Annotated in this window: 8 protein-coding genes and 4 tRNA genes; 8 read left to right on the top strand and 4 right to left on the bottom strand. The window is 40.2% G+C overall.

What is annotated here, in order from left to right:
* Positions 1-125: 125 nt before the first annotated feature.
* The 4 genes from BTO21_RS20435 to BTO21_RS19090 all read right to left on the bottom strand — a co-directional run bounded on the left by BTO21_RS20435 (position 126) and on the right by BTO21_RS19090 (position 2,936).
* Positions 126-293: a transposase gene (locus tag BTO21_RS20435; protein ID WP_368735851.1), complete on the bottom strand. Its 168-nt coding sequence runs from the start codon at positions 291-293 to the stop codon at positions 126-128.
* 203 nt (positions 294-496) lie between these two features.
* Positions 497-664 (bottom strand): hypothetical protein, encoded by a 168-nt coding sequence (locus BTO21_RS19100; RefSeq protein WP_275658189.1) that lies wholly within the window; start codon positions 662-664, stop codon positions 497-499.
* 368 nt (positions 665-1,032) lie between these two features.
* Positions 1,033-2,382, bottom strand: coding sequence for a CDP-diacylglycerol--serine O-phosphatidyltransferase (gene pssA, locus BTO21_RS19095; RefSeq protein WP_045032804.1), 1,350 nt, complete (start codon positions 2,380-2,382; stop codon positions 1,033-1,035).
* A 122-nt stretch (positions 2,383-2,504) separates the two neighbouring features.
* The gene (locus BTO21_RS19090; RefSeq protein ID WP_045032806.1) at positions 2,505-2,936 is read right to left on the bottom strand and encodes a GNAT family N-acetyltransferase; all 432 of its coding nucleotides are present in this window, start codon (positions 2,934-2,936) and stop codon (positions 2,505-2,507) included.
* Positions 2,937-3,010: 74 nt separating this feature from the next.
* Here BTO21_RS19090 and murB point away from each other — a divergent pair, with 74 nt between their 5' ends.
* The 8 genes from murB to BTO21_RS19050 all read left to right on the top strand — a co-directional run.
* Complete coding sequence (gene murB, locus BTO21_RS19085; RefSeq protein WP_045032808.1) at positions 3,011-4,054, top strand: UDP-N-acetylmuramate dehydrogenase; 1,044 nt, start codon at positions 3,011-3,013, stop codon at positions 4,052-4,054.
* Positions 4,051-5,013, top strand: coding sequence for a bifunctional biotin--[acetyl-CoA-carboxylase] ligase/biotin operon repressor BirA (gene birA, locus BTO21_RS19080; protein WP_045032810.1), 963 nt, complete (start codon positions 4,051-4,053; stop codon positions 5,011-5,013). The genes murB and birA overlap by 4 nt, the downstream gene beginning before the upstream one ends.
* The gene (locus BTO21_RS19075) at positions 5,013-5,744 is read left to right on the top strand and encodes a type III pantothenate kinase (RefSeq protein ID WP_045032812.1); all 732 of its coding nucleotides are present in this window, start codon (positions 5,013-5,015) and stop codon (positions 5,742-5,744) included. Before birA ends, BTO21_RS19075 begins: the two co-directional genes overlap by 1 nt.
* A 96-nt stretch (positions 5,745-5,840) precedes the next feature.
* Positions 5,841-5,916: transfer RNA gene (locus tag BTO21_RS19070), tRNA-Thr, on the top strand.
* 14 nt (positions 5,917-5,930) lie between these two features.
* Positions 5,931-6,015, top strand: a tRNA-Tyr gene (locus BTO21_RS19065).
* A 42-nt stretch (positions 6,016-6,057) separates the two neighbouring features.
* Positions 6,058-6,132 (top strand) — tRNA-Gly (locus BTO21_RS19060).
* Positions 6,133-6,144: 12 nt separating this feature from the next.
* Positions 6,145-6,220: transfer RNA gene (locus BTO21_RS19055), tRNA-Thr, on the top strand.
* A gap of 100 nt (positions 6,221-6,320) precedes the next feature.
* On the top strand, positions 6,321-7,082 hold a 762-nt coding region (locus tag BTO21_RS19050; protein ID WP_146107840.1), incomplete at its 3' end, for an elongation factor Tu.

Below are 7,082 nucleotides of genomic sequence, written 5' to 3'. Positions count from 1 at the left end.
TTTCTTGAACACATTGTAGTGATACGTAAAGCCGATTCATTAAAGCGATTCTATGCAACATAGACTTTATCTACAATGTTGTTATCATCAGCAAAACTTTGATTAGCGAGATAGTGTTGTTGTAATTAACTCCAAACTTGTTCAATTGGGTTAAGTTCAGGGGAGTAGGGTGGAAGTTTGATGATACTGAGATTATTAAACGGATTGGCAATATCGTCAGTGTGCCAGCCTGATCCATCACGACAATAGCATGACGACCTTTTCGGTGATTTGTGAGCAAGGTGCTCAGCTATTATTTCTTCAATTTACCGAAGGTACCACTAACTCCTCTCCAATTCCTTTTGCTGGGCACACCGAATCAAATAGATAAATATATTCAAACTGCTGTTTTTTATCGCTCTTGGTTGATTTCCTCGCTCAGCCCAAAGACGGGTAGTGGTATTTTGTTGTCCAAACCTTGCTTCATCTTGAAACCATACGTCGACCTTATCGAGCTTTATATGTCTAGGGATCTTAATGATCGTTTCAATTTTAAATTATCCTGAGTTTGTTGTGATTGTTTTGACCGTGACGTTATCCACGAAAATCCCATATGCTTAAGTAGATAATAGATAGAATCTGGATGGTCGTTTTTATCAAATTGTTTGAGAATATAAGCATGAATATCCGCACTTATTAATCGCCCACCCGAAGAATCTTGAGCTTTAAATTTAATATAATTGGATAATTGCTCACGTTGTTTAGATGTGAGAAATGCAGGACGACCACTACCGGTTTTTAAGCCTTCTTTAAGAAAGACACTAACCTATTTATTAACACTTGTTCGGCTAACGTTGAGATATTTAGTAATTTGAATCTGAGGCTTATCTTCTTTGATGTGTGCCAAAGCAAGCGCATTATTATCAAATTAGAAAATCATGCCTATTAGTATAAAGATTATATTAAAAGTTAAGCTGGGAGGAATATAGAACGTTGAGGGGCTTAATAAAAATAGCGCAGCAATTAAGGTTATTGCCGCGCATTGTTCAGTCGCTATAGAATTTGATTAAGAATATGATCAGCTTTAACACGACGGATCCGTTTAATTAATTTATTCACTTTGGTCGGGTAACTGTCGATTTTTTCGATTTGTTTATAACTACCAATCAAGGTGGTATGAGTTAGTATACAGTCAATTTCTTGTTGTGTTTGTTGTGCAAGAAGTTGATTTTTATCATGAATAAGTATTGCATTTTCTAAGTCAAGTTTCCATGCTCGCGGATTTAAGTTATTACCCGTGATTAGCATATATTGATTATCTACCCAGATACCTTTGAGGTGGAAGCTATTGTTGTCGTGCTTCCATAGATGGATCGCTAATTGACGGCTCGCAATCGCCGCTTCATTATTTTTTGCAAAATTACGGAGGTTTACTTCATAAAGATAAGGTAAACCGGCAATAGTTTTGAAAGGTTCTGATGGTGGTATATAAAAATCATTAGCGGTTTTATCTCCGACAACGATAGTGACTTTAACACCACGTTTTAATGCTTTAATAACTTCTTTGCTAACACCACGAGGAAAATTAAAATAAGGTGTACAAATGGTTAATTCTTTCTGCGCACTGGCAATTAATGCACAAATTTCTTGGTTGAGCTGGTTACGACGCTTACCTAAACCAATTAGTGGTGTTAAACCTACTTCGTCTGCTGCAATCGATTCTGCAATATAGTGATAGCTTGCTTGCTGTAATTCCGAGCGGAGATCTTTAATTGCACTTTTTAATGATTTTGTATCAGGACGTACAGCTTGGTTTAGACAATTAACCGCATCACTTTCGACTAAAGTTTCAGTAATAAACGTTGCCATGCTATTAGCAAGTTTACTATTTTTGATGACATGGTAGCGATCGTAACGGTAACGGTCGTGTTGTGCGAGATACACATCATTAAGACTAGCACCGCTGTATATCACTGTATCGTCGATAATAAAGCCTTTTAAATGCAATACACCAAAGACTTCACGATTACGAACAGGGACACCAAGCACCTCTATTGAGTGTTGATACTTTTCTGCATATTCTCTGTATAACGCAGCATTACCATCAGATTGGCTGGCGCCAATCAGACCACGTTGAGCACGATGCCAATCAACGAAGACTTTTATGTCTAGCGCTGGATTACGTTGCTTTGCTTCGTATAGGGCAGTCAATATACCGCGACCAGCCTCATCATCTTGTAGATAAAGAGCAACGATATAAATGCGTTGAGATGCTGAATCAATTTCTTGGTATAAACGCTGTCTGAAAGAGCTCGCGTCAAAAAGAGTCTCTAAATTTTCGGGCTTGTGCGCAATACACGGCAGTTGATCTATGTACTGCCTGTTAGCAATAGCTGAATCCATTATCGCCTCGTTTACACGATCTATAAGAAGATAAATTTGAGTTAAGATACGAATTATATCAGAAAAATTGTCAAGTCAACCTATCTCATTGTCAGATATATAACTGTCTCACTAAATTGTGATTATGGCTGAGCGTTATAGTGCATGGGAATGAGTTTTTTTCCGCTATTACAGTAACGTTCAAACCGTTGTTGTAAATCGTGGGGTAATTGTTGAGGCTGTAGCGTAATAAATCCTGCATATTTATAGAGTGCTTCAAGTTCTTTAAATGCAAAACAATAGCAGGCTTTTTGTTGCATCTGTGGAATGGCATGCTGCAGTAATTGAGTGGCAATTTTTTGGCCTCGATATTCAGGTGTAACTAGCATGCCCGTTAATAGCTGTAACTCTCCAATATGTTTAAATCGAACACAGCAAATAATTTTCTGTTGTGATTCACCAATCCATAGGGTTTCATCACGTTTTGCTTTGCCTGCAGGGTAAAAATCTTTATAGAGTTTATTGACGATCGGTAATCGAATTGGATTTAGCTGTTGATAGTGAACTTGGCTCATGGGAAAACACTGCGTTGTGAGATTGAATCGGGTAAAATAGTCCAATTAGTATAAAGATATGGTCTTAAATTAACATGAAAGTTTTACCTGATCATGGGTTAGCGCCTTATCATACCTTTGGTATTGATGCTGTAGCCGCACAGATAGTTGAAGCCGAGAGTATTGATGATTTTGTTACTATTTGGCGAGACTCAAATTTTAATACGATGCCTAAATTGGTTGTTGGGCAAGGAAGTAATTTACTTTTTTGTGAAGACTATCAAGGTGTGATTATTCTTAATCGAATTAAAGGTATTGCGTTAACAGAAACTGCTACGAGTTTTTGTTTACATGTCGGAGGCGGTGAAGACTGGCATCAACTGGTGAGCTGGTGTGTAAAACATAATATTGGTGGTTTAGAAAATTTAGCACTGATCCCAGGTTGTGTTGGATCATCACCTATTCAAAATATTGGTGCTTATGGTATCGAACTCAAGGATGTTTGTCAGTACGTTGATGTGTTAGACGTTAATACCAATGAGGTTAAACGTTATGACGCCGCTGTTTGCCAGTTTGGCTATCGAGATTCGATCTTCAAGCATCAATTAAAAGATGGTCATATTATTGTGGCGGTTGGTTTTTGTTTATCGAAGCAATGGCACCCGCAAATTGCTTATGCACCTTTAAATCAATTTGATGCGACAACGGTGACTATTCAGCAAGTGTTTGATGCTGTGTGTGATGTGCGTAAAGCCAAATTACCCGATCCTTGTAAAATTGGTAACGCAGGCAGCTTTTTTAAGAACCCCATTATCTCTAAAATATTACGTGATAAGCTACTTGTTGACTATCCATCAATGCCTAGTTATGGTGTTGATGATCAGCATGTTAAATTAGCTGCTGGTTGGTTGATTGATCAATGTGGTTTAAAAGGGTATCAAATTGGCGGTGCGAAAATACATCCACAACAGGCTCTTGTGCTAACGAATATTGGTACAGCAACCGCCGAAGATGTTATTTACTTAGCACAATATGTTGTTGATAGCGTTGTAACGAAATTTGGTGTCGGTTTGGAACATGAAGTGCGATTTATGGCGGCGAATGCTGAGACACATTTGAGTGAGATCCTAGCATCATGAAAGATCATTCAACCCGTTTAGCCCTTATTCGTCTATTAGCAGATGGTCAATTTCATTCAGGTGAAAAACTAGGACTGGCATTGGGGATGTCACGTGCTGGGGTTGCCAAGCAAATTAAAATTATTCAGCAATGGGGGCTTGATTTATATCGTGTTCAAGGAAAAGGTTACGGCTTAGCAGCACCGATTGAGTTACTTGATAATCAACGTATTGCTGAATTAGTTCATTGCTCACAGTTAGAATTAATTCCGGTGATTGATTCGACTAATCAGCATTTGCTTAATCAGATCGGACAGTTACCCAATGGCGCAGTTTGTTTAGCAGAATATCAACAAGCTGGTCGTGGACGACGAGGTCGACAGTGGCAATCTCCTTTTGGTAGTAATCTCTATTTATCCACCTATTGGCGCTTAGAAGCTGGTGTTGCGGCTGCTATGGGATTAAGTTTGGTCGTTGGCGTAGCTATCGCAGAAACATTGCAGCAAGTTGGTGCGTCGGATGTTCGAGTCAAATGGCCTAATGATATTTATTATCGGGATCAAAAATTAGCCGGTATTTTAGTTGAAATGACGGGAAAGGCCGGTGATGCAGCACATTTAGTGATTGGCATGGGATTAAATATTGCGATGCCAACGGTTGCGACCGATATGATTGATCAGGCGTGGACCAATTTAAGTGCAGCGTGTTCTCCGCTACCGTCTCGTAATGTATTAGCGGCAACATTAATTAGTCGCATTCATCAAACGTTAAATGAATATGAAGAGATCGGTCTTCGTGGTTTTGTTGAACGATGGAATAAGATCGATAACTTTTTGAACCGTCCGGTGAAATTACTTATTGGTGATCGTGTGGTTGAGGGAATTGCTCGTGGTATTAATGAGCAAGGCGCGTTATTACTTGAAACGGATTATGGTATTACTGCTTATGTTGGTGGTGAAATCAGCCTTAGAGGTTGTTAATGCAATTATTAATTGAAGCGGGAAATACTTACGTTAAGGTTGCCCTATTACAAGTAACGGGTCAGGTAGAGTTGTTCGGTAAGTATCCGAGTAAGAAGCTAGAGTTAGTACTTGATCCTATTTTAGAGCAAAAAATTAAGCGAATTGTTTTTGCCAGTGTTGGTCCCGTTGAGGTCGATAATACTATTCAGCGTATTGCACAAGTCGCTAATATTCCTGTGTTACAAGTGAAAACGATGCGTAAGGATTTTGGGGTTAAAAATGGTTATAGCGAATATCAGTATTTAGGTGTTGATCGCTGGTTAACTTTAGTTGCTATTCATCAACAAGTTAAGCGTCCAACCGTGATCGTCGATATTGGTACTGCATTGACATTTGATGTTTTAAGTGGCGATGGAAAGCACCTTGGTGGCTGGATTGCACCGGGTTATCAGTTAATGATGAAAGTGGTATTAGAAAATACCACCAAGGTGTTTTCTGATCATGAGCATTGTCATAGCTTGCAACTAGCTGATAATACTGCCGATGGACTTAAAAATGGTTGCCGGGCAGCCTTGATTGGTTTGATTGAATATGGGCTAAAAGAAGCTCGTGAAAAATTAGCGGTCGAGCCTGAGGTGGTGCTATGTGGCGGCGGTGTGCGTCATCTTCCTGTTGATGATATTAAACATTATAAGCACCGATCAGAATTAGTTCTTGAAGGACTTGCTTTGTATGCGAAATGTCGATAATGGATAAATTTACGACAATTAATAAAAAAAGCACAAAAAAAAGCAGCTAGGGTATTGCATCAAAAATAATCATTATCTAGAATGCGCATCAATTAAGCCGACTTAGCTCAGTAGGTAGAGCAACTGACTTGTAATCAGTAGGTCACCAGTTCGACTCCGGTAGTCGGCACCAGTTTCAAGAATTTCGGTGGGATTCCCGAGTGGCCAAAGGGAGCAGATTGTAAATCTGCCGGCACTGCCTTCGAAGGTTCGAATCCTTCTCCCACCACCATTATTCAAATAGTTAAATAGCGCTACGAGTAAATAAGTTTTTGCGGGCATCGTATAATGGCTATTACCTCAGCCTTCCAAGCTGATGACGCGGGTTCGATTCCCGCTGCCCGCTCCACACTTCTTGTGTGCTGATATAGCTCAGTTGGTAGAGCGCACCCTTGGTAAGGGTGAGGTCGGCAGTTCGAATCTGCCTATCAGCACCACTCTTCAGTCAATATTTATCAATTTGTTATATACTCAACAAACCCATGTTTGGTTGTGTGGTCGTAATGCCACTAAATACCGTGCCCAGAGGGACTATCCATGTCTAAAGAAAAATTCGAACGCGTAAAACCGCACGTTAACGTTGGTACTATCGGCCACGTTGACCACGGTAAAACAACTCTAACTGCTGCTATCTGTACTACACTTGCAAAAGTGTACGGTGGTGTTGCTAAAGATTTCGCATCTATCGATAACGCTCCTGAAGAGCGCGAGCGCGGTATCACTATCTCTACTTCTCACGTAGAGTACGATACTCCTGCACGTCACTATGCACACGTTGACTGTCCTGGACACGCCGATTATGTTAAAAACATGATCACTGGTGCTGCTCAAATGGACGGCGGTATCCTAGTAGTTGCTGCGACTGATGGCCCTATGCCACAAACGCGTGAGCACATCCTACTTGGTCGTCAAGTTGGTATTCCTTACATCATCGTATTCATGAACAAGTGTGACATGGTTGATGATGAAGAACTACTTGAGCTAGTAGAGATGGAAGTTCGTGAACTTCTTTCTGAGTACGATTTCCCAGGTGATGATTGCCCAGTAATCATGGGTTCTGCACTAGGCGCGCTAAACGGCGAAGCTGAGTGGGAAGCTAAGATTGTTGAACTAGCTGAAGCTCTAGATAGTTACATTCCAGAGCCAGAGCGTGCTATCGATCTACCATTCATTCTTCCAATCGAAGATGTATTCTCAATCCAAGGCCGTGGTACTGTTGTAACTGGTCGTATTGAGCAAGGTATCGTTAAAGTTGGTGATGAAGTTGCTATCATCGGTATCGTAGACACTATTACAACG

The organism is Photobacterium phosphoreum (assembly GCF_002954725.1).
Classification (GTDB): domain Bacteria; phylum Pseudomonadota; class Gammaproteobacteria; order Enterobacterales; family Vibrionaceae; genus Photobacterium; species Photobacterium phosphoreum.
The sequence above is the reverse complement of the archived record's forward strand: the minus strand, read 5'-3'. Positions and strand labels throughout refer to the sequence as shown.

What these genes read in the sequence shown, in the direction of transcription:
- birA (WP_045032810.1), top strand. Translation starts at nt 4,051, where the DNA reads ATGAAAGATCATTCAACCCGTTTAGCCCTTATTCGTCTATTAGCAGAT.
- murB (WP_045032808.1), top strand. Translation starts at nt 3,011, where the DNA reads ATGAAAGTTTTACCTGATCATGGGTTAGCGCCTTATCATACCTTTGGT.
- BTO21_RS19075 (WP_045032812.1), top strand. Translation starts at nt 5,013, where the DNA reads ATGCAATTATTAATTGAAGCGGGAAATACTTACGTTAAGGTTGCCCTA.
- BTO21_RS19090 (WP_045032806.1), bottom strand. Translation starts at nt 2,936, where the DNA reads ATGAGCCAAGTTCACTATCAACAGCTAAATCCAATTCGATTACCGATC.
- pssA (WP_045032804.1), bottom strand. Translation starts at nt 2,382, where the DNA reads ATGGATTCAGCTATTGCTAACAGGCAGTACATAGATCAACTGCCGTGT.